This is a genomic window from Marinococcus halophilus (assembly GCF_900166605.1).
GTDB lineage: Bacteria > Bacillota > Bacilli > Bacillales > Marinococcaceae > Marinococcus > Marinococcus halophilus.
The window spans coordinates 35198-61500 of sequence record NZ_FVZD01000004.1; the positions used below are offsets into that span (position 1 = coordinate 35198).

The window sequence follows — 26303 nt, forward strand, 5'->3', positions numbered from 1 at the left end:
CGACGAAAGGAGATATGGGGATGAAAAGTAAAATTGGGGATGGCAGGTATACAACAGCAGGAGATCGGGATATTACTGTGTTTGTGATAGGAATGAGAATTAATAACTGGAGGGCGGTGCATAAATGGCTTCCAGTGCTGCTTGCGATGCCCCCGATGATAAAAGAATTATCCATGCACAAAGAGCTGGGGTGTATGGGAATGCAAAGCTATGTTCAATTTCCGGCGACAATGATGATTCAGTACTGGAATTCCAAAGAAGAACTGCTTGCATATGCGAAGGCACCAAAGCATTTAAAGGCGTGGCGTACGTTTAATAAAAGAACGAGAGGAAACACCGCAGTTGGAATTTATCACGAGACCTACCTTGTGCCCAGCGGGGCATACGAATCAATTTATGTAAACATGCCGCCGTTCGGTCTCGGAAAAGCTATTGGTACAGAACCAGTAACGAAAGCGACCGGTACAGCCGAAGAACGAATAGGACAGAAAGCTAAAAAATAAAATTTCAAACAGACACTAGGACTTATCTCATGTTTTGGCGTATAATAAATAGTAGCACCACCCCTGAGGACGACTAGTTAGGGTATTTTTAACAAAAAGTGAGCAGATAAGATGAAAAAACTTTGGATTGCCCTGACGCTTCTCTTAGTGGGGGGCCTCACAGCAGGGTTACTACTATTTTCGGAATGCACACAGGCAACAGGTAATGCATGCCTTTATGTATCGACTGATGGAAACGACAGCAACGATGGCAGCAGGTCAGACCCCCTGCGGACGCTGGATGCAGCTTCTGAACAGACAGAACCCGGGATGACAGTATATGTCCGGGGCGGCACGTACGAAGAACCATTAGAAGTAGCGGAAAGCGGAAGCTCCTCGAAGCCGATAACATTTGAAGCATATGAAGACGAAGAAGTGATTTTAAGTGGCAGCTCCCTGGAGGAGTCTGCGGGCATTACGGCAATGATTAAGGTTGAAAACCAGGATTTTATCACGATTCGAGGATTTACTATACAGGATTTATCCACAGAGCTTAACAATGAGACCCCTGTAGGCATTTTCGTTCATGACAGCGCTGAAGGCATCACGGTTGATAACAATCATGTCCGCGGCATAGAAACGAACGCAGACAGCGGGAATGCTCATGGGATTGCTGTATACGGCCGTGAAGCAGTAACGGATATCGAAATCAGTAATAATACGGTGGAAGATCTGGTCCTTGGTTCAAGTGAAGCAGTAGTACTGAATGGTAATGTAGAAGATTTTACGATTGCTTCAAACACAGTGCGCCATAACGATAATATTGGGATTGACATGATTGGATATGAAGATGTGGGGGACGACCCGGCCCTTGACTATACCCGGAATGGCACAGTGGAAAATAATACGGTTTATGATAACTCTTCATATGGCAACCCTGCTTACGGAGAGGGAGAGGTTTACGGCGCGGGCGGTATCTATGTGGATGGCGGCAGCGATATTGATATAAAAAACAATACAGTCTACCGGAATGACCTGGGTATTGAAGCTACTTCAGAGCAGGACGGGGAGCATGCGGACGATATCCGGATTACCGGGAATACAGTTTATGAGAATAATTTTACCGGCATATCAATCGGTGGGTATGACGAAAAACGCGGTGGTACGAAAGACAGTACGATCGCAGAAAATATTATGTACCGTAATGATACAAAAGATTTAGACGGCGGGCAGCTGCTGCTTCAAAATGATACGGAAAACAACCGCATTGAAAATAATATTTTAACGGCAAGCAGTTCACGTGTGTTTATCGCCAATTACTTTGAAAACAACACAGGCAATGAATTCAGGCAAAATGTGTACCATCGGGAAAAGGGAAAAGAAAGTATTTGGGTATGGGAAAATGAACAGGTATCTACGCTCAATGAATTCCAGTCCCTGGTCGACAGTGGAACTAATTCCCGCTACGTGAACCCCGAATACAAAAATGCCTCTAATTACAATTTTGAACTGTCCCAGGATTCTCCCGCACGTGAGGTCATAGAATAAAAAGAGCCGGACGGGGAGCAGCATCCGTCCGGCTCTTTCGTATGCTTTTAAAGAATAGTTCGTTTGTTCATCCACTGGCTGAGTTTTGTGAACAGCGTGGGCGGATTTGGGCGCTCAAGGTTGTTCGGGTTGCAAAAAGCGAAATAATCGACTTTTTCGATAAAGTACGTAAGGCGGAGCAGAGCAAACAGCAGGGCACCGCTCGATCCGAGGGCAAAGCTGAGTCCATAGCCGTTAAAGCCGAAAGGAAGCAACAGGAAGGTGAGTACAGCGTTTAAAGAGAAAAACAGGATGGAAGTAATCATCGCGCCGCGCCGGTCTTCAAAGTAAAGAAGGATAAGCGTGAGGACAAGAACCATCGCGTTTGAAAACGCTCCGACCGTTGTAAAACGGAAGATTGAGATAATGTCGTTTTCGACGGGGACAAAAGTGGCAGCGTAGCCAATCGATAAGATGATCACTATGGAAATCAGGCCCTGGCTGCGCACGAGCCGCTCAAGCTCCTGCTTTAAGACGTATTGCATAGATTCTTTTGACGATTTGATCTGTTGAAGCGTACCGCCTTGATTGATATAGCCGTAAAATGAACGGTAGCGTTCGTAGAAACGGGTCTCTACCGACACCACAAAGATAATCAGCGTAGGAATAATCGTCAGATAGGACCAAAAAATCGCTGTGTCGTATACCCGATTATAGACAAACGTATCAAGTAGAATTGATCTTCCCTCGCCAAACCAGATAATCCAGTTACACACCCAGATACCGACGTTATACAAAAATCCGGTCCAGAAGAGGGTCGGATATTTGTCGAAATAGCCGATGTATTGAAACTGGCTGTCCGATGTATGAAGCGGAAACGTAATCAGCATCGAAAACAGCAGCCCGAACAATGTGACAATCATGCCGCTCGTAAAGCCAAGCAAAAGCATAAAGCTCGTAGCATGAGGAATAAACATAAAAGCTTCCGCAGAGCGGCCGAGAAGAAATACCATGCCGACGGCAATCACTGCGCCGGATAAAAAACTGTAGGCAACGGCCTGGTAAAACTTTGCGGCACTTAAGAATAAAAACAGGACCCAGATCAAGTTAATGGTTACAAATAACACAAGGAGCAAAAGCTCATACAGAAATGGGAGAGAGCTTATCCATATAAAGATAAGCCAGGCGGTTACCACCAGAAAAAGAGTTACTTTCGTCATGCCAAGAAATGTTGGAAACACTTTATTCGTCTTTTTTTCATAGAATAAATCTGCCACATACCGCGTGACTACCAACTGCTGGATACCAAAAAGCACCTGGGAAAATATAAACGAATAGGAAATAGATAAGTTGAACAGCTCCCTTTCCTGCAGCGTAACAGGAAGAAACACCATGGAAAACCATTGGATCATTGCAATCGTGGCGATAACAACAATCCAGGGCCCGGCCGTTACCAGGCCGGCGAAAGCATAGGCTTTCATCCTGGAGGAAAAATAGTCTTCCTGGAATAACTGCTGAAGTTTAAACCCTATGCCGGCCATATTCGACCCCCCTTTGATGATAACGTTCTGTGTATTCCTGAATAAACTGGTGAATCTGGTAATATGCTTCGACCCGGTTTTGGCCGTTGCGGCCAAACTTTTCCGCTTCCTCCGGGTGCTGGTAGATCCACTCGCAGCGCTGGGCGACCTGATCCGGATTAACCGGAGGAACGACAAAGCCGGCAGGCCCGTATGGGTCCCCTTCCCGTCCGTGAATCAGCTCCGAGCAGGAGCCGACATTTGTTGCAATAAATGGAAGCCCTGCTGCCATACCTTCGAGAACGGCGAGGGGCTGGCCTTCGGAAATACTTGTCAGCAAGCACACATCAAAGGTAGGCAGGTAATCAGTAATATTAACTTTTCCGACAAGAAAAACGTGGTCCTGCAGACCAAGCTGATCGACAAGACGCCGGCACTCGCCGGCATATTCGAGATCTTCATCAAGCGGTCCCATAATAGTGAGTTTAAAGGGGACGGACCGGCTTTTTAAAATGTTGCCGGCATGGATCATCGTCTTAATGTCTTTAATGGGAACGACGCGTACAATAGCCCCGATATGAACGTACGAACGATGGTGTTTATCCTTTTCGACAAGTGATAAACGGGAGTAGTCGATTCCGTTTGGAATGATTTCAATTTTAGCCGGATCGGCTCCGATCTCCTCCTGCAGTTCCCCGTTACGGGCGAAAAGTGTGATTACATCATCAGCTTCTTTGTACGCTTGACGCGAAAGATGATGGAAAAACGTAATCCAGCGCTGCTTATAGTAGTCCGGTATCCAGTCAGCCTGCAGAATCTCTTCCTCCCGCTCCCTGGAATAGATCCCGTGCTCGGTCAGCAGATACGGAATACCCTGCTGCTGTTTAATAGCAGCAGCCACCATCCCGGCGTAGCCTGTTGAAGCCGAATGAACAATATCAAGGTCTGGAAATGAGAATTGCAGCAGTTCGATAACGGGCGCAAACATGCCGCGCCACATCCAGAAATAGTCAATAAATGAGCCGGACTGTTTTTCTTTATCATAACTCTGCTGCACAATTTCCCAGAACAGGCCGCTGGAGAAAAAGTTTTCCGTGCCTCCAAGCTTCTGGCCTAGAGCAAGAAGGGCATCCGAACGGACGGATTCAAACATCATCCACTCAGTGATGGCTTCTTCGTCCACCGGAGTCAGAGAGAAATTACGCTGCCGTCTCGGCTGCTGCATGTTCAGCGGAAGATTAAGCACCTGCGAAATATTGCCGGGCAGTTCATAACGATAGTCCTCCGGGGAAATCGGCTCTGGGGTAATGGCGATGATGATGAATTCATGCTCGGGCATCTGTTTTACGAGCATCTGCACCCAGCTGGCCACCCCGCCGCTTACGTACGGATAGCTGCCTTCTACAACCATGCCTATTTTCATGAAGCATCATCCTTTAATGGAATTTCAGCCTGCGGCTCTTCAAGAGTGAGACGGTACAGTGTGCCGGTGTCCCCATAGGCTTCGATTGAACCGAAATCAAAGCTTCCCGTTTCGATAGAAGTGCCTTTATCAACACGAAGCATCATGGTGGATGGCTCAAGCAGGTTTTCCCCCTGAATCATAATTCTGTCTTCATTGTACGTGACTTCAATGTTTGAGGCCTGGTAGCTTTTTATTCGTTCAGTCGCCTGCGCCTGGGTCATGCTGTCGAGGTATGGATAAGTGTTTTCGACAAAAACCGCCATGTCCTCAAACTGAGCTTTCATATCCTCCCAGCCGTCCCCATAGGCCCGGTCCGGGTCAAGCACGTCATCCGGGTGAATAAAGTGGGAAAACACGCCGAAGTTGGCAATAGCGTCTGCCTGAATAAATTGTGAATCCGCGCTTTCCCAATATCCACTGGAAATACGGGGGAAATGGTAAAGTGACGGATATTTTTCGTCTTCTTCAAACTCCTGGATAAAGCTTCCTTCCCCTTCGCCGGTATAGAGGGAAGCGATCGTATTGATGCTTGGCAGAGCTTCATGGATTGCTTCAATTCCCGTTCTGTTTAAAACGTTGGAAGGAGGGACATACGTTTTGAACTCTTCTTCAGGATAGTAATGCTGAAATACTTCTTCTACCCGTGTCAGTGACTCCTTCATTTTTTCTTTATCTTCCCACGGGGTGTATAAAAGTTCGGGATCCATAGGATCGTCTTCGGTTACAAGCGGCTGGTGATTGTAACCGTGCAGGCCGATCTCCCCGTCGTGCCGGTAGACGTTTCTGCCGAAGAAAAGCAGGGGGAATCGGTCACTTTCAATAAGTTCTTCCGCTGTGAGATCCATCGTATCCTGGTATGTGCCAATTATTAACCCGGTGTACGTAAGGTCATGATCCATGCCGATTTGTTTCATGTCCTCCCACCAGACATCGGCATAAAAGTCTTCCACAGACATGTTGTATTGACTGGCAATTTGCTCATCTTCCGCCGATGGTGCTGGCGCAGGGAAATCGTCAATGTGGGCCATTTTAATATCAGCCTGGCTGCTTGCAAAAGCAGGCGGAAGAATAGAAAGTGATTGGAGAAGCATGCCGCGTGCATTTTTCATTTCCATAGCAGTCGTATTCCAAAAAAGAGCTTTGCCATCCCCGTATTCATTGGTCCACATCAACGGGTCGCCTTCAGTGGATAAATAAGGCTCGGCTCCTTCACGCAGCGTCATGTTGGCGATGCTGTGCGAAAAAAGTGCTGAATCATTGCCAAGGTCCGTATAGCCTGGAAAAAGTTCCTGCTCAAACGTCAGACCCTGCCGGTTGCTGAAATCATTCACATCATCGATACCGAGCATTTCGTTGTAGCGTGTATCGATAAAACGGGCTCCGATAAAGAGACGGCCCCCTTCTTCGACAAATGATTCTATCTCTTCAAAAGGCCATTCCTCGGCGTGTTCGCCGGCAAGCACAAGCACATTATAAGGAGAGGGCTCAAGGTCTGCAATTTCGTCCTGAGAAATTTCGGTATAAGGCACTTTGGCGTAATCCAGGGCATGTTCAAAGTTATTCAACGTGTTTTTAGAAAGGTCGCTGTCGTTTTCGTGCACGTAGATGTTCATTTCTTCCCCTGCCGTTTCCGCGTTGCTTGAGTTCATTGTTTCCGTTTTTTCCGCTGTATTTGAGGCCTGGTGGGGGAGCCAAAGCTGAAAACGTTCGAGCCTGATGAATTGAAGAATAAGAAGGACGCTTAAAATCACCACAAAGAGCCCCACCGTTGATTTCATCATCTGTTTTCTCACGAAACGACACCCCCCATCTGCCTGACAATATACTGGCGGTTTTCCGGTATTTTATCTGCATCCACATTTTCATGCATCCGGGTGAGCACCTGCTCAATCCCGGACCAATCTTTTTGGTTATAATAATACTCAATTAAATTTAAATAGCCGTCAGCTTTGTGAGGAAATGCCTGGAGCATATACATATACGTATTAACCGCCTGGGTCGCAGAGCCGTGCTGCAGGTAAATATATCCAAGCTGGTTAAAAACCTCCATATGGCCTGGGAAATCCTTGGCCGACTGTTCCAAAAATTGAAGAAATACATAGCGGAGGTGCTCCTGCGAATGGTCATCCAGTAAACGGCTGTCCAGATAGCCGCGGTAAATACCTATTAATCTACTGAGAGTCTCTTCACTGTAGAAGTGTTCATGCTCTGCCCTCGCTGTATCAAGATTTTTTTCGTAGCGGTCCACAAGCAGATTCATCGTCGTCGCCGCATAGTGTACAGTTTCCGAATCATCATTGTTAAGACCGAGGTTTAAATACTTTCCTTTGTCTGAGATGTTGGAGTTGATAAGCTTCAGCATTAAGCTTTTACGATCCGGCTGATTATCATTTGTGAATGCTTCCATCAGAGGAGTGAGATTTTTGTTGTCTTTTGCTTCGTGTCGCAGGTGTTCCAGGTTAATCGGCTGAAACTTTACGTAGTCTGTATAGTCAGAGACGATTTTATTTGAATCCACCCGCTTGGAAGCCCACCAGGCGAGGAGGCCCAGCGCTTCCCCAAGCAGTGGAAGAAAACAGCTGATCAGCACTATCCAAATGACAGCTCCGTGCTGCTCGGACTGAAGTCTTTTTTTTGCAACTTTTGCTGCTGCAAATAAAACGACGGCGTGAACAATGTAAAAAAGGATCACTAGTATCGTCGGCTGTGTGAGATTACCCAGCATGAGTACCTCCTTTTTCCTTTAAGGCTTTCTTGATCCGCTTTTCTACTACTTGGGCGTTTTCAGCATCGGTGCCCGGGAGAAGGAAATAGAGAACGCTTTGGTTGGACTCAAAGCCAATAATATCTATTTCGCGCAGATAAGTCCGTAAAATAACCTCAGCTTCGGCGACAGACATTCCTTCAAAGCGGTCAAACTGAATGGCTACCGTGCTGTAAGGCACACCGTATTCTTCCTGGCGCACGTCCTGCTGAGCCACATGGGCGTCGAAGGCTTCTTTATAATAGACGTTTGTACCTGGAAGCATTTGTTTCTCTTCATCCTTCGCCTGCCACTCACGTGCTTTTTCAATACGATTGGAAATCCAGTCGAGCACAAAGGACATGATTTGAATTTCATGGGTAGTGAGGCGGGCGAAATCAAGCTGATCGATAATCAGCACTTCCTGAATTTCTTTATTATAAACAATAGGGCCGGCAATTACCGGAGCGTTTTGCTCGTCTTTGACGTTGCGAAGCGTGATTGCTTTTTCTGTAAATAAACGTTGGTAAAAAGAAGATTCTTCGCTTAGAAATACAGTTTGTGGGAGCACCTGCGAGCTTCCCTGGCGGACTCTCAGACGGAGAGATCTTTTAGACGAGTCGACGTGATAAATCGCAATATCATCAGCTTTAAATAAATCGGAGATAATCGCAATGGCTTCGTTTCGCACAAGCTCCGGCGTCGGCTGATCGAGCTTGAGGCCGACCTGGTAAATCTGGGCAAGAGTATGCTCGGAATCCAGTACCTTCTCTTGCATGACACGCTGGGACTCCTCGAGTTCTCTAATGGTTTTGGTCAGTTCTTTATTATCATCTTTTAATTCATCCTGGGTGTACGTAAGGCTTTCGTAACGCTCCCGGTAGGACGAGCTGTAAAGGCCGCATATAACAGCCAAAAGCAGGGAAAACAATAAATAAAGATAGTCACCGGTATCATAAAACAGCAGAAATAAATCATCGCCTGCTGTGAACGTGGCAATAACATGATACACAAGGGTCGTAAAAAAGCTCAGAATGGCAATATTAATGCCGTATCGCAGAGAAAAAAACAATATAACAAACAAAAATGGATTAAGCGTCCAATCAAGCATTCCCAACTGAAATGCCTGATCGATGACTCCCAGTACAAGAACGACAACGAGCAGCTCCGCAACTTTTCTCCACACATTTTTCTGCGTGTAAATCATCCCATCACCTCTTCAAAAAGTTATATTAGGTTTATGTACCGTATTGCCAGGACCGCACTCTCAGGGTAAGATCAGTAAAACTTTATACTTACAAAAGAATTGAAAATGCGGTCTTCAGGGTTTAATGGCATGGTTCATAAATCCCTGCACTTAAAAAGGACCAGTCCTATCTCTGTGCTTTAACGCGTGATTACTATCTATAAGGGGGAGCATTATGGGTATTATCTCACAAAAAATGATTTTTGTTACAAATTTTTCTCTATTTTTTTATGAGTCTTTTCTAATGAAGCTGAAACCCGCTTCTCATGGCGCTCCTTCAATGGGTGAAATAAAAAATTACAAGATTTTTTATGATTCTCCAAACAAAACCATACTCAAAAAGATGAAAAATTATGATGTGGTGATCATCGAGCCGGTATACTATACAAGGCAGCAGGTAAAGTACATTCAGCGGGCAGGCACAAGAGTTTACGGCTATATTAATGCGATGGAAGCTGACCGGTGGAATGAATCTTTATATGTACAGCTGGACGAAAAAGATTTTTTCCGGCGCCACGGGACCCTCGTATATTACAAACAGTGGGATTCCTATTTAATGGACATGAATGCCTCTCACTACCGTGAGGTGCTTTTGAACGAAGTAACGAAACAGATTCACGCCAAAGGGTGTGATGGCGTGTTTTTAGACACGGTGGGAAATATCGATGACGAGCATGAAAACCACCCGAAAACACTGCGGGAACAGCGGGTGGCGATAGCTGCATTTATGCGGGGTATTAAAGAAAAACATTCGCAGCTGGCCGTCATCCAAAATTGGGGTTTCGATACACTCAGCACGACTACGTACCCGTTTGTAGCCGGCATTATGTGGGAAGGATTTGATTATTCTGCAGTTGCTGGGGATGAATGGGCGCAACAGAAAATTGCCAAATTAAAAAAGCTGCGGAAAAAATATAAAATTGAAGTGCTGACCGTCTCGGGAAGGGAAGAAAAAGAAAGCCGGAAGTATGCAGAATCTCATGGCTTCTGCCATTTTCATTCTACGCATGGATATAACGTCTGGGAGTAGGGCAAAGAAAGCAGGACAGCAAAGATTCTTTCGTAGAAGAGTGTTGTTATTCAAAAGAAAATGATGTAGTTTGGAAATAATAAATAACCAAATTTTGGGGGAGATCAGTGATGATACTAGTAACCGGAGGCGCGGGGTATATAGGAAGCCATATTTGCGTAGAGCTGTTGGAAGAAGGCCATGAAGTAATAGTTATTGATAATTTTTCCAACAGCCGTCCCGTCTCTCTGAGGCGGGTGGAAGAAATTACTGGAAAAAGCCTCGAATACTTCGATGTGGATCTGCTTGACCGCAAAGAAATGGAGAGCATATTTGAAAGATTCGACATCGAAGCGGTTATTCACCTCGCAGGATTAAAGGCGGTTGGAGAATCAGTGGAAGTTCCGCTCAAATACTACCATAACAATATTACCGGAAGTATTATTCTTCTTGAAACAATGAAAAAATTTAATGTAAAGAAAATGATTTTTTCGTCCTCGGCTACAGTATATGGTACGCCAAAAACAAATCCAATTACAGAAGACTTTGAGCTGCAGGCAACGAATCCGTATGGAAATTCGAAACTAATGATTGAAGATATTCTCCGGGATCTTTATGTGTCCGATCACGAATGGAGTATTTCCATCCTCCGGTACTTTAATCCGATCGGTGCCCATCCGAGCGGCCGAATCGGGGAATCTCCAAGCGGCATCCCGAATAATTTGATGCCGTATATAACACAGGTAGCGGTCGGAAAGCTTCCGCAGCTGAACGTGTTCGGCGATGATTACCCTACAAAGGACGGCACGGGAGTGCGCGACTATATTCACGTGGTAGATCTTGCAAAGGGCCATTTGAGTGCTCTGCATAAATCAATGGAGGGGCCTGGAATCGGAGAATTTAATCTTGGCACCGGACAGGGCTACAGCGTACTGGAATTAGTAGAAGCATTCGAAAAAGCCTCCGGAAAAGAAGTTCCGTATGAAATAAAGAACCGCCGTCCGGGAGATATTGCTGTTTGTTATGCAGATCCAGCTAAGGCACGTGACGAGCTGGGCTGGACCGCTGATAAAGGAGTCAAAGATATGTGCGAAGATTCCTGGCGTTGGATTAAACATAATCCGGAAGGATATTCCACTCTGTAAATAGTAACTGTTAAGAAAAAAGCCTGTTTTATCAGGCTTTTTTTGTTTTTATTTCTAAATTTAAGAGATATTTCTAAAAAAATGTACTTTATATGTATAAAATATAGTGCTTTAAGCACGGTACTTATTACTAAATTAGAAGTATAATAAAGGAAATAATGAATGATTGTTCACTCGTACATATGCCGGGTGACCGGCATAACTAAATAAATGGGGTGAGCAGGATGGGTATGAAGTGGTTAAAAGCCGCTGTCCTTCTAGTGTTTTTGCTTGTTACCTGTTTTTCGTTCCCGTTGCAGGCGGATGCCGCCAGTTCAAAGTATGTAGTGAAAGGCAACACTTCTAGCAAGGTAGTAGCACTGACTTTTGATGACGGCGCGGACGGGGCAAACATTTCGAGAATTCTTCAGACACTGTCGACTCACAACGTAAAAGCGACCTTTTTCTTAACGGGGGGCGGAACGAAGGATCATCCGCAGTCCATACGGAATATCGCTGCTGCCGGACACCAGCTCGGCAATCATTCATACTCCCATCCTGATTTCACCACCATTTCCACTACTAAAATGAAAAAAGAATTAGCAGACACCGAAGCCCTGGTGAAAAGCACTACCGGTAAATCAACCAAGCCAATTTTTCGGGCTCCGTTTGGCGCTACCAATTCCACCGTGCTTAAAGCAGTAGGAGATGCCGGCTATACGCATACTCTTCACTGGAATATCGATACAATTGACTGGAGGGGCCTTTCGAAAACCCAGGTGCTGAATAAAGTAGTGAATAATATTGAACCAGGCTCCATCGTATTGATGCATACCGGAGCAGGCGCCCCTGGTACGCCAGCTGCGCTGCCGGAGATGATTACGAAGCTGAAAGCACAAGGCTACAAATTTGTAACAGTCTCAGAATTACTGCAGCTTCAGGGTGCACCTTCGGACGGGGCTTCATATACCGTGAAATCAGGGGACACGCTGTACAGCATCGCGAACCGTAACAACGTAAGCGTGACCGAGCTGAAAAAAGCGAACGGCATCCCGACGAGCTCGAACGTGATCCGGGTCGGTCAGGTCCTGAAAATTCCAGGTAAAGGCACGACCGCTCCGCCTGCTTCCTCCACTACGTACACTGTGAAAGCGGGGGATACGCTATATAGCATCGCTAGAAGATATGACACTACGGTTCAAAAAATTGCTGCGGATAATAATATTTCCAATACGAGTGTGATTAGTGTCGGCCGGGTATTGAAAATTGCTTCATAATAATAAATATTAGATGGTTGAACGTGAACGCTGGGCGGGTAAAGAGAACCAGACCGTAAGAAAAGGGAGGTTCTTCAATGACCGAAATTACGTTTAAACCAGAAAAAGGCACGCATACTACTAAAAGCAGCGAAGGCCATAACATTCAGTATACGATCAATTTCGTGGAAAAAAATGATGAGCGGGCCGTGCACGTGAATTACGAAACGAAGGACCGTCTCACCCCGCAGGCAGGAACAGTACTATTTGAGATGGGTCAGACAACGATAGAGCAGCGCGGAGTTGTTTTTCACCTGGACGGGACACTCGAAAAAGGCGAAAACGAATAACCGGCCGAAATCATCGGCCGGTTATATTTTTGGAAAAAAGAGGATTGCAGCTGCTTTTTTGGTATAATAGCTTTTCGGGAAGGAGCAAGTGCCTGTGATATTATTACTGGTATTTTCGTTTAAAGTAATTTTAGCCATCATTGCTGCTGCAGATATTCTTTTAGAGGCCTTTACTCCGCAACCGCTGTTTGCCGGCTGGATGAAAGGCATCCACGTATTGAGTCTGCTTTATTTATTGTATTTCAGCCTTCATAAGAATTTTGCCGTAGAAGAGGGAAATGAATGGAAGGAAAGCTACCGTTGGATCCTGCCTCCGCGGAAAAGAAAAGAAAAAGTGATACTCATGAAGGAAAAGAAAAGAAAGAAAAAAACTGTTATGACTAAAGTAACTATACATGTTCTTCTCTTTGGAAGGACGGTCGTTTTTTAAATTAATTTACAGGATCTTGACATATTAAAAAGCTAAGTGTAGTATTATCTTTAATTAAAGATATTTTAATTAAGGGTATGATGATGATGATGAGTAATACAAATAGTGGCCAGGACCTTGCTTTAAAATCGTTAGTCGTATTATCAAGAGCTAATCACGCAGTGGAAGAAAAAATACGGGAGGATATCCGTGCGCACGGATTGAATCCTACCGAATTTGCTGTACTTGAGCTTTTGTATCACAAAGGAGAACAGGCTATTCAGCGCATCGGGGAAAAAATTCTGCTCTCGAGCGGGAGCATGACATACGTTATTGACAAACTCGAAAAGAAAAAGTATCTCCTTCGAAGCCGTTGTCCGCAAGACCGGAGGATTATTAATGTGTGTATCACAGAAGAAGGGTCTGCCTTGATGGACGAGATTTTTCCCCAGCATCAGGCGGCTATTCAGGAAATGTTCAGTATACTTGATGAAAAAGAAAAAGAAACATTTATAGCTATGTTGAAAAAATTAGGCCTTTCTCTCGAAAAATAAATTTTTTTATATTATTATCTTGAATTAAAGATATATGGTATCGAAATAATTGAAAGTGAATAAACAAAGTTAATGTTTATCATATTACTGCCATTGAAGGAGGATTACAGTGAAACACATTTTTCAACAGGGGAACGACCAAAACAAACCAACATTCATGCTGCTCCACGGTACAGGAGGCACAGAGAATGATTTGCTGCCAGTAGCGGGTATGATCGATAACTCCGCCTCAATACTAGGAGTGCGGGGAAATATTACAGAAAACGGCATGCCGAGATTCTTTAAACGGCTGGCTGAAGGTGTGTTCGATGAAGAAGATTTGATGAAACAGACCGGCGGCCTGTATGAATTCATAGATACTGCATCTGCTGAGCATTCCTTTGACCGGGAAAACGTCATAGCAATTGGATATTCCAACGGGGCCAATATTGCTGCAAATCTTCTTTTCCATTATGAACAGCCGGTAAAAGGAGCAGCGCTGTTTCACCCGATGGTGCCGCGCCGGGGCATTCAGCTGCCGGATTTAACAGGGATGCCTGTATTCATCGGAGCGGGAAAGAATGACCCTATCTGCCGTCCGGAAGAAACAGAAGAGCTCGCGGAAATGCTTGAAGCAGCCGGCGCAGCTGTCACCCTCCACTGGGAAGACGGGGGCCACCAGCTAACCAGGGAAGAAGTGGCCCAGGCGGCTGAATGGTATAAGCATACAGTACTGTAAATGTCTTTCGTGCGTGAAAGGGGCGCACAGTCTTACATCAAAAATACACTGGTGTTAAAAGAAATGGTGGTGTACGAAATTGGGGTTATTTGATTTTTTGAAACAAAATATAAGGAGAGATGAAGCAATGGAAAACGTAAAAGTAGCAGTCATTTATTACAGTGCAACAGGCACGAATTATACAATGGGACAATGGGCCGTGGAAGGTGCGGAAGCAGCCGGGGCAGAAGCGAAGCTCGTCCGTGTGCCGGAGCTTGCTCCTGACGAAGCAGTACATGCAAACCCGGTCTGGAAGCAGCATCTCGAAGATACATCCCATATTCCAGAAGCGACACTGGCTGATCTGGAATGGGCAGACGCTTTCATTTTCAGCATGCCGACGCGTTTTGGCAATCTGCCGGCGCAGATGAAGCAGTTCATTGATACTACCGGCGGCCTGTGGATGAACGGCCAGCTGATCAATAAAGTAGTAAGCGGCATGTCTTCCGCTCAAAATCCGCACGGGGGACAGGAAGCTACAGTGAAGAACCTGTATACGACAATGATGCACTGGGGAGCTATTATTGCTTCCCCAGGCTACACAGATCCAGTCACATTCGCTTCCGGAGGCAACCCTTATGGCACGAGTGTAACAGTTGATCAGGAAGGAAACATGCAGGAAGACGTTGAAGAAGCTGTAAAGCACCAGGCGAAGCGTACAGTTACGGTAGCTTCATGGGTGAAAAAGGGCATGGAGCAGCAGTAGCTGGAAGGGGCGTAGAACGCTCCTTTTCCATGCAGTCATCTTCGTAGATAAATAAAATTAACGGAAAAAGGAGGAACGCAGCGTGGAAGGGATCCGAGGCCTGCACCATGTAACAGCTATTACGAGCAGCGCAGAAAAAAACTACGAGTTTTTCACGTATGTTCTGGGCATGAGACTAATCAAAAAGACCGTCAATCAGGACGATATTCAGACGTATCATTTGTTTTTTGCCGATGATGAGGGAAACGCCGGCACAGACATGACATTTTTCGATTTTCCGGGCATTCCTAAAGGCACACACGGTACAAACGAAATCGCACGTACGTCTTTCCGGGTGCCAAGTGATGAAGCGCTGGACTACTGGGCAAAGAGGTTTGCCCGGAAAGATGTTAAGCATCAGGGCATTTATGAACGGTTCGGTAAAAAACGCCTCCCGTTCGTCGATTTTGACGATCAACAGTATGAACTCGTTTCCGACGAAAACAATGAAGGAGTGCCGGCAGGGAAACCGTGGAAAAACGGTCCTGTCCCGGATGAATACGCGATTACCGGGCTAGGTCCCATTTATGTCCGTATTGATAACATTGACTACTTTAAAGAAATGATGGAGCGCGTGCTCATGTTTGAAGAAATCGGGCATGACGGCTCGTTTCATTTGTTTGAGGTCGGAGAAGGAGGCAACGGCGCCCAGGTGATTGTCGAATACAATGCAGTTCTTCCGCCGGCGAGACAGGGATACGGGACCGTTCACCACTCCGCTTTCCGGGTAAGGGACCGCGAGGAACTCGAAGCCTGGATTCAGCGGATGGCGGACTTTCGCTTCCGCACCTCGGGCTATGTGAACCGCCACTATTTTGAATCGCTGTATTCCCAGGTGGCGCCGCAGATTTTGTTTGAATTTGCGACGGACGGCCCGGGATTTATGGGAGACGAGCCGTATGAAACGCTTGGAGAAAATCTTGCGCTTCCGCCCATGCTTGAGCCGCAGCGTGAACAGATTGAAGCTTCTGTGCGGCCGATTGATACCGTGCGAAGCACAAAAGTATTTGAAAAAGAGTATAATGATTAAGCCTTTCCTTCGGCCCCCGGGCCGAAGGTTTTTTATTGGGGAGGACTTTGCCTGAAAAATGGAAAGTGTAGTAAGCTGGTAAAAAGAACTCAGCATTCATCCTTCTTTAGAAAGGCGGCATTGGAATGAAAAAAGATATTCATGTAGTCGGAGCAGTCATTTACGACAAAGATTGGATTCTTTGCGCCCAGCGGGGCCAGACGAAAACTCTTCCATTAAAATGGGAATTTCCGGGCGGGAAAATAGAAGCAGGAGAAACGCCGGAGAAGGCGCTGCAAAGAGAAATCAGAGAAGAAATGAAATGCGGAATCACCATTGAAGACAGGATCGAAGAAACGACATATGAATATGATTTTGGCATTGTGCATCTTACGACGTTTTACTGCAGGCTTATAGGAGAAGAGCCAACATTGACAGAACATCGCCGGATCAAATGGGTACAAAAAGATGATTTGCAAGAGTTGGACTGGGCCCCGGCGGATATTCCCGCCATTTATAAGATCACCCAATAGTTTTTTATTACAAACATAGGCAGGAGCTTGATGATGGATACAGTGCGTCAACTACAGGAATCGTTATACCGAGGCTTTATTGACCAGAATAGCTACGATCGCAGCCCTTATGCGCCTAAGCTGTTGATAAATGACAAAAAGAAGCATGAAGAGGTGCTCACCACCCTGCTTCATGAATTGTACCGGTGCGAGTCATTTTTCTTTTCGGTAGCTTTTATTACAGAAAGCGGGTTGGCTACGCTGAAAACGCATCTGCTCGAACTAAAAAAACGCGGCGTGTATGGGAGAATACTTACATCCACCTTCCTACAGTTTAATCAACCGAAGGTATTTCAGGAACTGCTGAAAATTACAAATGTGGAAGTACGGCTGGCGGAAATTGAAGGCTTCCATTCCAAAGGGTACGTGTTTAAACATAAAGACCACTATTCACTGATGGTTGGGAGCTCGAACCTGACGGTGCATGCGCTGAAGGTAAACTACGAATGGAACATTAAGCTTCATTCTCATGAAAACGGAGAAGTGATTCACCACTTCGGGCAGCAGTTTGAAGATACCTGGTCTCAGGCAATACCGTTAACGAAGGAATGGATAGAAAAATATCAGCAGCTGTATCGTCCGCAGGCACATGAAAAGATCGCCGAGCTTTCACCCGGATGGATTGACCGGAATGCAATGAAAGAAGCACTAGAAATCAAGCCCAATAAAATGCAGGAAGCGGCTTTAAAGGAACTGGACGCTTTGAGAACGGCCGGGCAGCGAAAGGGACTAATCATCTCGGCAACAGGCACAGGAAAAACGTATTTGGCCGCGTTTGATGTACGAAAGTATCAGCCCCGAAAGATGCTTTTTATTGTACACCGGGAGCAGATTCTCCGGAAAGCAAAGGATGACTTTGCCCAGGTTCTCGGCGGACGCACGGAGGATTTCGGATTATATACCGGTGCCGGTCAGGACAACGGGGCCCGCTACGTGTTTGCAACGATACAAATGATTTCAAGAGATATTCATCTGCAACAGTTTGATCCTGAAGCATTTGATTATATTTTAATTGATGAAGTACATAAAGCAGGGGCCCCGTCATATCAAAAAGTGATCGATTATTTTCAGCCATCGTTTTTACTTGGTATGACAGCGACCCCGGAACGAAGCGACGATGTGAATATTTTCGCTCTGTTTGACTATCAGGTGGCGTATGAAATACGGCTGCAGGAAGCACTTGAAGAAGAAATGCTATGCCCTTTTCATTATTTCGGGGTAACCGATTATGAGAAAGATGGAGAAGTAATTGATCAGACGACAGATTTGAGCCGGCTTATATCGGAGGAACGGGTAGAGCACCTGCTCGAAAAAATCCATTATTATGGTCATTCCGGGGAGACAGTGCGCGGGCTGATTTTTTGCAGCCGTAACCGGGAGGCAGAGGAGCTGTCGACTCTAATGAATCAAAAAGGAAGAAATACCGTAGTGCTGACGGGAGCCGATTCGCAGGACGAGCGGTGGAGGCAGGTGAACCGTCTTGAAAATGGCGTGATTGAATACATTATTACAGTGGATATATTCAATGAAGGCATTGATATACCGGGGGTGAATCAGGTCGTCATGCTCCGGCAGACGCAGTCGCGCATTATTTTTACCCAGCAGCTCGGCCGGGGCCTGCGTAAAGATCCCTCCAAGGATTTTGTGACCGTCATTGATTTTATTGGTAATTATAAAAATAACTACCTGATTCCAGTGGCGCTTTCCGGCGACCGCTCGCTCAATAAAGACCATATCCGCCGGCGGATGCAGACCAATAGCTTTGTTCAGGGCGTTTCCTCCATTAATTTTGAAGAGGTGGCCAAGAAGAAGGTGTTTGCTGCTATCGATCAGACGAATCTGCAGGAAATGCGAAAACTGAAGGAATCTTATATGAATGTAAAGCAGCGTATCGGACGGAGACCGCTTTTAAAGGATTTTTTACAGCAGAATGCCGTAGATCCCGAAATGATCACCTCCAAACACGGAAGCTATTACAGGTTCCTGGACAAAATGAAGGAAGAGACTCCACGTCTGTCCCCACTCGAAGACCAGCTGCTTTATCTCATTTCTGCTGAATTTATTAACGGAAAACGACGGCATGAAGCTGAAGTGCTACGCTATCTTCTCACGCACGGCCGCATTACGACAGAAGAAATAGAGCGCATTGTGTATGCCTCGGGGGAGAGCGAAACAAAAGCAGCGGCTGCATCAGTAAAACGTCTTTTAACGACGGATTTTTTCACAGAAACTTATCAAAAAAAGTACGGCAGAACCCCTCTGATTAAAGAAGAGCAAGGAATTTTTCTTTGGAGCACCGCGATGAACGAAGCGCTCGCTGGTTCATCCTGGTTTAACATACTCGTAGAAGATGTGCTTTTCTGTGCAGCGATGAAAAATGAGCAATACGGCAAGCCGCCGTTTACGCTGTATCAAAAGTATTCCCGTAAAGACGTATGCCGGCTTCTGAATTGGAAAAACGATGAAAGCTCAACAATTTATGGCTATAAAACGAAATACGGCACCACTCCCATTTTTATTACGTACCATAAACCAGAAGATGTAGAAGCCAATATTAATTATGAGGATGAGTTTATCAGCCGCCGGGAGCTGCAATGGTACACTAGAAGCAACCGGACGACTGCTTCAAAGGAAGTGCAGGAAATTATCGATGCAGATGAACGGGGTAACCGTATTTATATCTTTGTAAAAAAAGATGATGATGAAGGCCGGGAATTTTATTACATGGGCGAAGCAAATCCGTTGAAACATACGGCAGAAGACACATCCATGCTGGACAAAAGCGGGAAATCAATTCCGGTTGTACGGCTGAAGCTCCAATTAAAGGAAGAAATCGATGCCGATTTGTACCGTTACCTGCACAGTGATTAAAATACAGAAAAAACTGAGCCTGCAACAGATTAAGATCTGCAGGCTTTTTCTTATCAGGGGGCAATGTCATGATTCGCAGTTTACACAAAGATAAAGAACTAACAAATTTCGGCATAGTGGCGATGGGTATGCTTGCTGGGCAGTGGATATTATTTCTTACTGGTTTTTATACGATACTTCCGTATGCTGCTGCGAAAAAAATATTTATTCCTGCCTGGGCGGTCTCCGCCGCTGTAGGATTTGCGGGCGCTGCCCGGGAGTGGAGGAACAATCGAAGGTTTTCACGGCTGCTGTTGGTGCTTGCTATTTTGAATGGCTTTTTCGCCTGGGGGGCTCATGGCCTGGGAAGCATGTAAAATAGATTTCCGTTTTCAGATTTAACGTACATAGAATATGTCTATTTTAACAGCTTGTTTCTCGGACTAGGCTGCTCATCCTACGGGTATAGGAGAGCATGCAGATCGGGAGGAGGAGTATATCATGAAAAAGAACGCGTTGGTGACTGGTGGAAATCGGGGTATTGGACTGGAAGCCTGCCGGCAGCTGGCTCAAAGCGGTTTTAAAGTATGGCTTGGAGCAAGGGACGAAAAAGCAGGCATGGAAGCAGCGAAAGCACTGCAGGACGAAAACCTTGAAGTACAGTTCATTGCATTGGACGTCGGTCTCCCTGATATGGTGGGGGCGGTCAAAAAACAGATACTGAATGAAGACGGAAAGCTGGACGTGCTGGTAAATAATGCCGGAATCTTTCCGGATCAAAAGCAATCTATCATTGATATTGAACCAGAAACGTTCGAAGACATTCAATTAACAAATTACTTCGGGCCATTTTTTACGATGAGAAGCTTTATGCCTTTCATGCTTGAAGCAGGCTATGGTCGTATAGTAAACATAGCTGCTGAAATCGGAGTTTCCGGCACAATGGATGCCCCAATGGGCGGAGCGTATAAATCCTCTAAATACGGATTGAATGCTCTGACTCGTCTGTTCGCCGGAACGGTGCGGAAAAAGAACGTGAAAGTGAATTCGGTCAGCCCGGGATGGGTACAGACCGATTTGGGCGGAGAAAAAGCAAAACGGAAGCCGGCTGAGGCAATGGAGGGTATTTTGTGGCTTGCCCAGCTTGAAGAGGACGGTCCGAACGGAAAGTTCTTCCGTGATAAGGACGAACTGGATTTTTAAAACAGGCGCACCTTCTGGAGTTCGTTTTTTTGCTGGGCAAAATTTCTCTACAGCAAAAAAACCTCCACCTTAATCCGTGGTAGAGGTATCGCCTGCTTCATCGTTAATAATGTTAACGACCTGCTGCGTGGCCCGGCGGCCCTCCTCAGTATTCTGCAGCTGAAACACATGAGGCATTTCCGGATACTCATAATAGTTAATGGGGATTCCCTTTTCATCGGTTATTTCAGAAAACTTCCGGGCGTCCGCAAGGAATAATTCGTGGGTGCCTATAATCAGGGTCATATCTCCAAGCCCGGTCATATCTCCGTAAATCGGGCTCACCATTGGGTTTCTCAAATCGGCATCCCCGGCATAAGAAGAACCGGCATTCAGCAGCCATTCCAAATCAAGAAAAGGATCCACAGAAGTTAAATCCTGGATACCGGGATTGCTCATACTAACATCAAGCCACGGAGAAAGCATGATAATATCTCCAGGCTGGGCAATGTTCTGGCGGTTTAGCTCCTGCGCGAGTGCTAGCGCGAGGCCGCCGCCGGCAGAATCCCCCATAATAACAATATTTTCAGCTTCTGTGGTTTTCAGAGTCTGTTCATAGAGAGGGACCAGTTTATCAAAGGCTTCTTCATACTGATGCTGAGGAGCTTTAGGATAGACAGGAAGTATTGCCGTACTATCGGTACGCCCCTGGACCCCCGCGAGCCACTGAAAATGACGGGGGTTAGGCTGGCTGACGTAGCCGCCGCCATGCAAATAAATGATTTTCCTTTCAGCGGCGCTTTCGTTTTTTAAAACATAGCTGTTCATGCCGTTTAGTGACATCTTTTCATAATCATAACGAACGTCAATATCTTCAGGAAGCTGATACGCCGGCCTGTCCGGATAGGGACCGTCTTTGGCGTTTTCTTCCGGGCCGTCAGCGAAGCTTTTCACGACAGATATCACCGGGCGGTCTTCATGCCAGCTTGTATAAAGAATAAACGCAGAAAATCCTGCAGCGAAAAGACCCAAAAGACTCAAAATCCAGTAGTGTAGTTTTCTCTTTGGTGTTTGTCTTTTCATGCACCGACCTTCCTTAATATTTCTTCGTGGGAATCAATACGTTTCATCTTAACACAGGCGCCAGATTGTTTACAGTTATCGGCACAAACGTTAGTGAACACCTACTTGCCGATAAGAAACGGGGCTTTGTTTTTAATGAAATACACAAATGGCACGCTGATTAAAAGCGTAGCTGCTGTAAACATAATCCCCCATAAGGAAGTGAATTCCATAGGGTTACCTTCAATACCAAAGCCGTACTGAAGCGTAATCCGGATGATAGCAAAGATCATAAAATGAAGAGCGAAAATAATCAATGAATTCTGCCCTAAATAACTGAGGATGCGGCTTTTCCCCTCCAAGCGAAAACTCAAAAATAAAATGCCCGCGATACCAAGCAGGGAAGTAGATATGAAAATAGGGATAGATTCATACTCTCCCGAACGCATGTCGATGCGGTTCGTAAATTGAATGAGTGGGTAAATCAAGCCAAGAGAGGCAATAGCTGCCACCCAGCCGAAGACATACTCAAATATTTTTGTCCGGGCCTTTAACAAAAATCCAAGGCCAAAAAACAATAAGGCAACGGTAGCTACTTGGATACTCCAGGGAAGCATGGAGTCAAACCAGCGCGTGGAAAAATATCCTGCCACTGCAATAGCGGCAATACCTGCAATACGGACACTATGCCACGGCACGTATTTTAGAAGCAGATAAAAGCTGATTTCTACCACAAACAGGCAGGTTAAAAACCAGATAGCCGGGTTATAGGTAAGCAGATAGTTGTCTCCGGCAGAATAAAAAATGCCAAGAGCGGGGATAGCAGCGTCGATGTCATCTTTGCCCAGAAGAGGGCGCTCCAGGAAAAACCAGAAGGCATATGTAATAATGGAGAAAGAGAAATACGGAATAAGCAGTGAACGGCCTTTTTTCCGGGCGAAATCAACTGGCCGAAGATCTGTATAGCTGCCTTTAAAGGTCACGCCGGATAAAAGAAAAAATAAAGGCATATGGAAGGCAAAAATATACTGCCGCAAAATATCATCAATGGGAGCGTGGCCAAGGACAACGAGAATAATGCCGAGTCCTTTAGCGACATTGACCCATTCAAAGTGCTGATTCATCATTATCACCTGCGTCAACTGTTAATTTTAGTGCTGAGGCTGCTGAGAATAAAGCATATCATGAAGAAAAAGTGAGAACTATCGCAGTCGTGTGTAAAAAAATAAAATGCTTTTAGGAGAAAAGCACTCTATTTTATATACCCTGTATATTGTTATTGTATACGATAAAATAAAACAATACTGTAAATAAACACAGAAAGGGGCCTATCCTCATGCAGGAATATCGCCTGACTAAAATAAAACTCGAAAGCCCGGGAAAAACGATCAGCATTTCGCGCGGCTCTCTGACCGTTTATAACGATGAAGCGAGCCTATGGTACGCAGAAATCGAACAGCCATCCGAGGTGGAAGTATTTCACGAATGGAAGAAAAGTAACCAGGAAGAGGAAGTTACGTTTTTTACAGATGGCCACAGTGCAAGAATCGGTTATGCCAAAATTACAAGAATAACAGAAAGCAGCTCGGGAGTCAGCGCGAGCTTTAAGGGAGAAGGAGAGCTGAGTCTGGTGGGGGCCAAATAGTATTAGGGAAATCTGCAGCAGCTGAATGAGCGTCTAGATTGGTTAATGCCCCCGTAGAGCAAGCAAATAAAATGCAAGCGCTTTAAATTACTTTTAAAATGTGTGAAAATAGGGAAAAGTATTAGGAAAAATAAAATACAGAACCGGCTTGGAAGTCTTTAGATCTCATTAAGGGGGGCGTTACCGGTGAAAGAGTATCGCTTGACGAGACTGAAGTTTGAACATTCGCACACACCATTGACGTTCGATAAAGGACTTTTAACGGTATATGATTACGAACCGGCAGAAGTATGGTATGTAGAACTCGAGAATCCGCATCATATCGGGCTGTTTGAAGAAATGCACGAAAACTGTGATGTGCGCAGCATGATTTTTTACACCGAACGAAACAGTGCACGGGTGGGCAAAGCAAACATTACCAGAGTGTTAAAAAGCGACGGGAAAGTAAGTGTCAGTATTAAGGGTGAAGAAGCATTAAAGCTTGTAGGCAGCTAAACAGTGGAATCCGGGGGACGGTCCCGGGTTCTTTTTTGACCTAACCTGCCAAAAAACAGGTTCCGAAAGAGCCCGAACGGGAAAGAACAGAGCAGAACACATAGAAACAGAATGGAAGATGGAAGATGCTGATAGATGTCAAAAAAGAATGGGAAAAAATCATTGGGCCGTTTACAAGCGTGCGATTAACGGGAGGATTTAGCCATCACACTTTTTTAATCACCCAACCGTCTGGCCAGCGCGTATTGAAAATTGAAAAGGGGAGAAGCGGCTATCTGCGCCGGGAGTACGAGGTGCTTGAAGAGCTGCGTGGTTCTTCCTTCTTGCCGGCACCAGCCGGCCGTTTGCAGCTCGGTGATTATTTTTCGTTTATGCAAAGCTATCATGAGGGAGAAAATGTTTCCCAATTGAATTCGCAATCATCCTACTGGTCCGAAGCTTATAAAAAACTTGCTGTCACGCTTGCTTCGAAAGTACACAGCCGGCCGGGAAATATTCGGGAATATGACCGGAATGCAGCGCCTCTTCGTCGGCGAAGAGAGACTTTTGTGCCGGAGGAAATGCACGATAAGGCTGTAGATATTTGGGAGGCGCGTACGCCGGTGGGAACGACATTTATCCACGGTGACGCCGGCCCTCATAACGTAATTCTGAATAAAAAAGGAAATATAATCCTGATTGATTGGGAATGGGCAGGGTGGAATGATCCAATGGTAGACATTAGCTGGGCGTTGTGGAACGCAGCTTTTCATGCCCCAAAAAAGTACCATGAACTCCGCCGTATCTTTTTGAAGGCCTATGGAAGCATCCGTCCGGTGGAAATTACGGACGCTAATATTAAAGCTTATAGTCTTGTGGTGATTTACCGGGCGCTCGGCAGAGTAAAACATTCTCCAAAAGCTATTCAGCGCAGGTGGATAAAAAGGCTCGAATGGACTTTGCACAGTAGCTGGGAAAAGGGGGGACCGCTTTGAATATTCAACCAATGAAAGAAATTGGCTGGCAGAAGAAAAAAGATTTCTTTGCCACCTGCTGGGACACAAATGAGATGCATGTTAATAACCAGACGTATGTACTGCCGGAGCTTGAAGGATTTTGTATCCAGGAGGATGGTGTAATTACTGCGGCGGTTACTTATACATACGAAGGCAGCATCGGCTTAATTGTATCTTTGGACAGCATAATTGAAAAACAAGGGTATGCTAGTCACTTGCTTATGCATACAGAAGAATATTTGAAAAAGAAAGGAGTAGAAGACCTGCGGGTTGTAATTACTAACGAAAATGAATATGCTCTGCGTTTTTACCGGCGCCGGGGCTTTCAGCTGGCGAGCGTGCACGTGGATGCTGCCAGAAAAGCAAGAGAGGATAAACCGTCTATTCCGCTCGTTGGAGTAAACGGAATAACCATCCGTGATGAATGGCATTTAAGAAAATGGTTATAGCAAAAGAGAGCCGCGCATGATGCGGCTCTCTTTTTAAGATCCAAATATTGGAGAAGCGGCCTGCTCTTCACAAAGATTATACGGTAGGCAGAGAGGCATGCCCGAACGGGGGTCTTTAATAATATCGCTTTTAATGCCAAATACTTTTTCAATAATGCCTGCTTCCATCACTTCGTGGGGAGTACCCGTTTTTACGACGTTGCCATGTTTAATGGCAACAATATGATGGGCATAGCGGCTGGCATGATTCAGGTCGTGCACGACCATTACGATCGTCCGGTGCTCCTGTACGTTCAGTTTTTCAAGGATGTTCAGCACTTCCATCTGATGGGCCATATCAAGAAAAGTCGTGGGCTCATCCAAAAATAGGGTCTCTGTTTCCTGTGCCAGTGCCATGGCAATCCACGCCCGCTGGCGTTGCCCGCCGGATAAATGGTCAATCGGGCGATTGGCAAACTCCCGCATGCCAGTAATTTCGATGGCCCAGCCAATCATTTCTTTGTCGTGAGCTTTTAACGAACCAAAGCCACGCTGATGGGGAGCACGTCCATATGTTACAAGCTCCGTAACAGTTAAACCCTGAGGCGCTTCCGGATTTTGGGGAAGAATGGCCATCTGCTTGGCAAGCTCCTTTGTTTTTTGGCTGTGAATAGAGCTGCCGTTTAAGTAAACGACGCCTTTTGAAGGCTTCATCAGTCGTGACAGAGCTTTTAAGATGGTAGACTTTCCGGAACCGTTCGCGCCGACAAGCGCGGTAATTTTACCAGAAGGAATCTCAATATTTAAATCGTTTACGATTGTCTGCTGATCATAACCAATATGGAGTTGATCTGTTTCGATCATCGCATAAACATCCT

27 protein-coding genes are annotated in these 26303 nt (G+C 45.6%); 19 read left to right on the forward strand and 8 right to left on the reverse strand.

The window, feature by feature from the left end:
- Positions 1 to 20: 20 nt before the first annotated feature.
- Both B5066_RS01350 and B5066_RS01355 read left to right on the forward strand, forming a co-directional pair.
- A complete protein-coding gene (locus B5066_RS01350) occupies positions 21 to 503 on the forward strand; it encodes a DUF4188 domain-containing protein (RefSeq protein WP_079474357.1) in 483 nt (160 codons plus the stop codon).
- 111 nt (positions 504 to 614) lie between these two features.
- The gene (locus tag B5066_RS01355; RefSeq protein WP_079474169.1) at positions 615 to 2030 is read left to right on the forward strand and encodes a right-handed parallel beta-helix repeat-containing protein; all 1416 of its coding nucleotides are present in this window, start codon (positions 615 to 617) and stop codon (positions 2028 to 2030) included.
- Between the two features lie 47 nt (positions 2031 to 2077).
- Here B5066_RS01355 and pelG read toward each other — a convergent pair whose 3' ends face one another.
- The 5 genes from pelG to B5066_RS01380 are packed head-to-tail and all read right to left on the reverse strand — an operon-like array spanning position 2078 to position 8944.
- On the reverse strand, positions 2078 to 3550 hold the full coding sequence (gene pelG / locus B5066_RS01360) for an exopolysaccharide Pel transporter PelG (RefSeq protein WP_079474170.1): 1473 nt from the start codon (positions 3548 to 3550) through the stop codon (positions 2078 to 2080).
- Positions 3531 to 4952 (reverse strand): GT4 family glycosyltransferase PelF, encoded by a 1422-nt coding sequence (gene pelF / locus B5066_RS01365; protein ID WP_079474171.1) that lies wholly within the window; start codon positions 4950 to 4952, stop codon positions 3531 to 3533. The genes pelG and pelF overlap by 20 nt, the downstream gene beginning before the upstream one ends.
- The gene (locus B5066_RS01370; RefSeq protein ID WP_079474172.1) at positions 4949 to 6787 is read right to left on the reverse strand and encodes a DUF2194 domain-containing protein; all 1839 of its coding nucleotides are present in this window, start codon (positions 6785 to 6787) and stop codon (positions 4949 to 4951) included. The genes pelF and B5066_RS01370 overlap by 4 nt, the downstream gene beginning before the upstream one ends.
- Positions 6784 to 7719, reverse strand: coding sequence for a tetratricopeptide repeat protein (locus B5066_RS01375; protein WP_079474173.1), 936 nt, complete (start codon positions 7717 to 7719; stop codon positions 6784 to 6786). Before B5066_RS01375 ends, B5066_RS01370 begins: the two co-directional genes overlap by 4 nt.
- Positions 7709 to 8944, reverse strand: a complete 1236-nt coding sequence (locus B5066_RS01380) for a hypothetical protein (protein WP_079474174.1) — start codon at positions 8942 to 8944, stop codon at positions 7709 to 7711. Before B5066_RS01380 ends, B5066_RS01375 begins: the two co-directional genes overlap by 11 nt.
- Before the next feature lie 283 nt (positions 8945 to 9227).
- On the opposite strand from B5066_RS01380, the gene B5066_RS01385 reads away from it, so the two are divergent.
- The 13 genes from B5066_RS01385 (at position 9228) to B5066_RS01445 (ending at position 20821) form a co-directional block, all read left to right on the forward strand.
- A complete protein-coding gene (locus B5066_RS01385; RefSeq protein ID WP_179124006.1) occupies positions 9228 to 10013 on the forward strand; it encodes a glycoside hydrolase family 191 protein in 786 nt (261 codons plus the stop codon).
- Between the two features lie 107 nt (positions 10014 to 10120).
- Positions 10121 to 11137 (forward strand): UDP-glucose 4-epimerase GalE, encoded by a 1017-nt coding sequence (galE, locus tag B5066_RS01390; protein ID WP_079474176.1) that lies wholly within the window; start codon positions 10121 to 10123, stop codon positions 11135 to 11137.
- 230 nt (positions 11138 to 11367) lie between these two features.
- Positions 11368 to 12393: a LysM peptidoglycan-binding domain-containing protein gene (locus B5066_RS01395; protein WP_342351574.1), complete on the forward strand. Its 1026-nt coding sequence runs from the start codon at positions 11368 to 11370 to the stop codon at positions 12391 to 12393.
- Between the two features lie 77 nt (positions 12394 to 12470).
- Entirely contained in the window at positions 12471 to 12722 is a 252-nt protein-coding gene (locus tag B5066_RS01400; protein ID WP_079474178.1) for a hypothetical protein, read from the forward strand.
- A gap of 94 nt (positions 12723 to 12816) precedes the next feature.
- The gene (locus B5066_RS01405; RefSeq protein ID WP_079474179.1) at positions 12817 to 13152 is read left to right on the forward strand and encodes a hypothetical protein; all 336 of its coding nucleotides are present in this window, start codon (positions 12817 to 12819) and stop codon (positions 13150 to 13152) included.
- 86 nt (positions 13153 to 13238) lie between these two features.
- Positions 13239 to 13685 carry a MarR family winged helix-turn-helix transcriptional regulator gene (locus tag B5066_RS01410; protein WP_079474358.1) on the forward strand — a complete coding sequence of 149 codons (447 nt, stop codon included), beginning with the start codon at positions 13239 to 13241 and terminating at the stop codon, positions 13683 to 13685.
- A 109-nt stretch (positions 13686 to 13794) separates the two neighbouring features.
- Positions 13795 to 14403 carry an alpha/beta hydrolase gene (locus B5066_RS01415; RefSeq protein ID WP_079474180.1) on the forward strand — a complete coding sequence of 203 codons (609 nt, stop codon included), beginning with the start codon at positions 13795 to 13797 and terminating at the stop codon, positions 14401 to 14403.
- A gap of 127 nt (positions 14404 to 14530) precedes the next feature.
- Positions 14531 to 15148: an NAD(P)H:quinone oxidoreductase gene (gene wrbA / locus B5066_RS01420; protein WP_079474181.1), complete on the forward strand. Its 618-nt coding sequence runs from the start codon at positions 14531 to 14533 to the stop codon at positions 15146 to 15148.
- Positions 15149 to 15230: 82 nt separating this feature from the next.
- The gene (locus B5066_RS01425; RefSeq protein ID WP_079474182.1) at positions 15231 to 16217 is read left to right on the forward strand and encodes a ring-cleaving dioxygenase; all 987 of its coding nucleotides are present in this window, start codon (positions 15231 to 15233) and stop codon (positions 16215 to 16217) included.
- Positions 16218 to 16342: 125 nt separating this feature from the next.
- Entirely contained in the window at positions 16343 to 16729 is a 387-nt protein-coding gene (locus B5066_RS01430; protein ID WP_079474183.1) for a (deoxy)nucleoside triphosphate pyrophosphohydrolase, read from the forward strand.
- A gap of 30 nt (positions 16730 to 16759) precedes the next feature.
- Positions 16760 to 19639, forward strand: a complete 2880-nt coding sequence (locus tag B5066_RS01435) for a DEAD/DEAH box helicase (RefSeq protein WP_079474184.1) — start codon at positions 16760 to 16762, stop codon at positions 19637 to 19639.
- A 68-nt stretch (positions 19640 to 19707) separates the two neighbouring features.
- Complete coding sequence (locus tag B5066_RS01440; protein ID WP_079474185.1) at positions 19708 to 19995, forward strand: hypothetical protein; 288 nt, start codon at positions 19708 to 19710, stop codon at positions 19993 to 19995.
- 124 nt (positions 19996 to 20119) lie between these two features.
- Positions 20120 to 20821, forward strand: a complete 702-nt coding sequence (locus B5066_RS01445) for an SDR family NAD(P)-dependent oxidoreductase (protein WP_079474186.1) — start codon at positions 20120 to 20122, stop codon at positions 20819 to 20821.
- Between the two features lie 69 nt (positions 20822 to 20890).
- On the opposite strand, the gene B5066_RS01450 is transcribed toward B5066_RS01445, so the two are convergent.
- Positions 20891 to 21883, reverse strand: coding sequence for an alpha/beta hydrolase fold domain-containing protein (locus tag B5066_RS01450; protein WP_079474187.1), 993 nt, complete (start codon positions 21881 to 21883; stop codon positions 20891 to 20893).
- Between the two features lie 101 nt (positions 21884 to 21984).
- Positions 21985 to 22989 carry an acyltransferase family protein gene (locus B5066_RS01455; protein ID WP_079474188.1) on the reverse strand — a complete coding sequence of 335 codons (1005 nt, stop codon included), beginning with the start codon at positions 22987 to 22989 and terminating at the stop codon, positions 21985 to 21987.
- A gap of 209 nt (positions 22990 to 23198) precedes the next feature.
- On the opposite strand from B5066_RS01455, the gene B5066_RS01460 reads away from it, so the two are divergent.
- The 4 genes from B5066_RS01460 to B5066_RS01475 all read left to right on the forward strand — a co-directional run bounded on the left by B5066_RS01460 (position 23199) and on the right by B5066_RS01475 (position 25446).
- A complete protein-coding gene (locus B5066_RS01460; RefSeq protein WP_079474189.1) occupies positions 23199 to 23507 on the forward strand; it encodes a hypothetical protein in 309 nt (102 codons plus the stop codon).
- A 186-nt stretch (positions 23508 to 23693) separates the two neighbouring features.
- Positions 23694 to 24002 (forward strand): hypothetical protein, encoded by a 309-nt coding sequence (locus B5066_RS01465; RefSeq protein WP_079474190.1) that lies wholly within the window; start codon positions 23694 to 23696, stop codon positions 24000 to 24002.
- A gap of 125 nt (positions 24003 to 24127) precedes the next feature.
- On the forward strand, positions 24128 to 24976 hold the full coding sequence (locus B5066_RS01470) for a phosphotransferase family protein (RefSeq protein ID WP_079474191.1): 849 nt from the start codon (positions 24128 to 24130) through the stop codon (positions 24974 to 24976).
- Positions 24973 to 25446: a GNAT family N-acetyltransferase gene (locus B5066_RS01475; protein ID WP_079474192.1), complete on the forward strand. Its 474-nt coding sequence runs from the start codon at positions 24973 to 24975 to the stop codon at positions 25444 to 25446. The genes B5066_RS01470 and B5066_RS01475 overlap by 4 nt, the downstream gene beginning before the upstream one ends.
- A gap of 33 nt (positions 25447 to 25479) precedes the next feature.
- On the opposite strand, the gene B5066_RS01480 is transcribed toward B5066_RS01475, so the two are convergent.
- A complete protein-coding gene (locus tag B5066_RS01480) occupies positions 25480 to 26289 on the reverse strand; it encodes an ABC transporter ATP-binding protein (protein ID WP_022793739.1) in 810 nt (269 codons plus the stop codon).
- Positions 26290 to 26303 lie beyond the last annotated feature (14 nt).

Bases quoted from the DNA above. Each gene is read 5' to 3' on its own strand.
- B5066_RS01350 (WP_079474357.1), top strand. From the start codon at position 21: ATGAAAAGTAAAATTGGGGATGGCAGGTATACAACAGCAGGAGATCGG.
- B5066_RS01355 (WP_079474169.1), top strand. From the start codon at position 615: ATGAAAAAACTTTGGATTGCCCTGACGCTTCTCTTAGTGGGGGGCCTC.
- pelG (WP_079474170.1), bottom strand. From the start codon at position 3,550: ATGGCCGGCATAGGGTTTAAACTTCAGCAGTTATTCCAGGAAGACTAT.
- pelF (WP_079474171.1), bottom strand. From the start codon at position 4,952: ATGAAAATAGGCATGGTTGTAGAAGGCAGCTATCCGTACGTAAGCGGC.
- B5066_RS01375 (WP_079474173.1), bottom strand. From the start codon at position 7,719: ATGCTGGGTAATCTCACACAGCCGACGATACTAGTGATCCTTTTTTAC.
- B5066_RS01380 (WP_079474174.1), bottom strand. From the start codon at position 8,944: ATGATTTACACGCAGAAAAATGTGTGGAGAAAAGTTGCGGAGCTGCTC.
- B5066_RS01385 (WP_179124006.1), top strand. From the start codon at position 9,228: ATGAAGCTGAAACCCGCTTCTCATGGCGCTCCTTCAATGGGTGAAATA.
- B5066_RS01395 (WP_342351574.1), top strand. From the start codon at position 11,368: ATGAAGTGGTTAAAAGCCGCTGTCCTTCTAGTGTTTTTGCTTGTTACC.
- B5066_RS01400 (WP_079474178.1), top strand. From the start codon at position 12,471: ATGACCGAAATTACGTTTAAACCAGAAAAAGGCACGCATACTACTAAA.
- B5066_RS01410 (WP_079474358.1), top strand. From the start codon at position 13,239: ATGATGAGTAATACAAATAGTGGCCAGGACCTTGCTTTAAAATCGTTA.
- wrbA (WP_079474181.1), top strand. From the start codon at position 14,531: ATGGAAAACGTAAAAGTAGCAGTCATTTATTACAGTGCAACAGGCACG.
- B5066_RS01430 (WP_079474183.1), top strand. From the start codon at position 16,343: ATGAAAAAAGATATTCATGTAGTCGGAGCAGTCATTTACGACAAAGAT.
- B5066_RS01435 (WP_079474184.1), top strand. From the start codon at position 16,760: ATGATGGATACAGTGCGTCAACTACAGGAATCGTTATACCGAGGCTTT.
- B5066_RS01440 (WP_079474185.1), top strand. From the start codon at position 19,708: ATGATTCGCAGTTTACACAAAGATAAAGAACTAACAAATTTCGGCATA.
- B5066_RS01445 (WP_079474186.1), top strand. From the start codon at position 20,120: ATGAAAAAGAACGCGTTGGTGACTGGTGGAAATCGGGGTATTGGACTG.
- B5066_RS01450 (WP_079474187.1), bottom strand. From the start codon at position 21,883: ATGAAAAGACAAACACCAAAGAGAAAACTACACTACTGGATTTTGAGT.
- B5066_RS01455 (WP_079474188.1), bottom strand. From the start codon at position 22,989: ATGATGAATCAGCACTTTGAATGGGTCAATGTCGCTAAAGGACTCGGC.
- B5066_RS01460 (WP_079474189.1), top strand. From the start codon at position 23,199: ATGCAGGAATATCGCCTGACTAAAATAAAACTCGAAAGCCCGGGAAAA.
- B5066_RS01470 (WP_079474191.1), top strand. From the start codon at position 24,128: ATGCTGATAGATGTCAAAAAAGAATGGGAAAAAATCATTGGGCCGTTT.
- B5066_RS01480 (WP_022793739.1), bottom strand. From the start codon at position 26,289: ATGATCGAAACAGATCAACTCCATATTGGTTATGATCAGCAGACAATC.